We start from the raw sequence: 1,447 nt of genomic DNA on the forward strand, positions 1-1,447 counted from the left end.
GTATGACTCGTCTTTTTTGTATATATATTAACTAGACAATTATTAAGATACTGTATTTTCTTCTTACTAAACTGTTTTTCCTCTTTAAATAAGGCAATTGATAGACCGAGTGTTGAAGCTATCTCAAGTGTAAGAAATAAAAAGCATACCTATAATTCCCTTGAAATTCATAGAATACAGGCAAATTAACTTCACATGAATGAGATACATAAAGATACAACGTATCTATATAAATGAGTGAAGGAGACTTCTTATTTTGAAAGCGACAAGTATTAAGTTTTATGAATTTGGAGAACCCCAAAAAGTTTTGCAGATAGAGAATAAGGAAGTTAGAGATCCGGGTGTTGGCGAAATTTTAGTACGAATGAAAACCCGACCAATTAATCCATCTGATTTAATTCCTATTAGAGGAGCATATTCTAATCGAATTTCTTTACCAGCTATTCCGGGATATGAAGGGGTTGGTATTATAGAAGGAGTAGGCCCCTCTGTTTCTAAATGGTTTCTTGGTAAGCGAGTATTGCCGCTGCGAGGTGAAGGTACATGGCAAGAGTTTGTAACATCTTCAGCTGAACTAGCTGTTTTAATCCCAGATTATATTGATGATTATACGGCAGCTCAACTTTATATTAATCCGATTACAGCATGGGTTATCTGTACAGAAGTATTGGCATTAAAACCGGGGGATGACTTGATTGTAAATGCTTGTGGATCTTCTATTGGTCATATCTTTGCGCAATTATCTCGTGTTTTAGGATTTCGTTTAATTGCAGTAACACGTAATGATACTTATACAGAAGAATTAATTCGACTGGGTGCTTCATATGTAATTAATACAATGACGGCTCCGCTCTACGAAACAGTTATGGAATTGACAAATGGTTGTAAAGTTAAAGCAGCAATTGATTCTATTGGCGGATTATCGGGTACAAATTTAGCCTACTGTGTTCGTACGAATGGAATATTTTTAACGATAGGTCTTTTGTCAGGAGTGCCTGTGAATTGGACAGAGATTATGCATAATACGAAAGTGTATACAAACATATTTCATTTACGTCATTGGAATCAACAAATTTCTACAAGGAAATGGCATGAAACATTTCATCAGGTTATACAATGTATTCATGATAAACAATTAATATTAACAAGACCTTATGCTCAGTATCAACTTTCAGATGTAAAAAAAGCTCTTAATTCTCAACAGAAAGGAAAAATATTTTTAAAAAGTTGAAACTAGGAGCATAATGAATGATGGTTAGATCATTGTAATAACAGTAAGAAAGATTTTATAAAAAATGTTGACTATTAGTATATAAGTGTGTAATATAGTAGGAGTCGCTGATACAATAAAGCAGAAAGCGAAAACGAAATAAAAAACTTAGTTGACATTGAAACACAAAGATGTTAACATAAGGAAGTCGCAATTAAGCGACAGACAAGTTCTTTG

1 protein-coding gene is annotated in these 1,447 nt (G+C 33.3%); it reads left to right on the forward strand.

Features of this window, described 5'->3' with window-relative positions; all coding sequences use genetic code 11:
* Positions 1-256 precede the first annotated feature (256 nt).
* Positions 257-1,231 (forward strand): zinc-dependent alcohol dehydrogenase family protein, encoded by a 975-nt coding sequence (locus CN326_RS23305; RefSeq protein ID WP_098311322.1) that lies wholly within the window; start codon positions 257-259, stop codon positions 1,229-1,231.
* Positions 1,232-1,447 lie beyond the last annotated feature (216 nt).

The sequence above is a fragment of the Bacillus sp. AFS018417 genome (assembly GCF_002560985.1).
In the GTDB taxonomy this organism is placed as follows: domain Bacteria; phylum Bacillota; class Bacilli; order Bacillales; family Bacillaceae_G; genus Bacillus_A; species Bacillus_A rhizoplanae.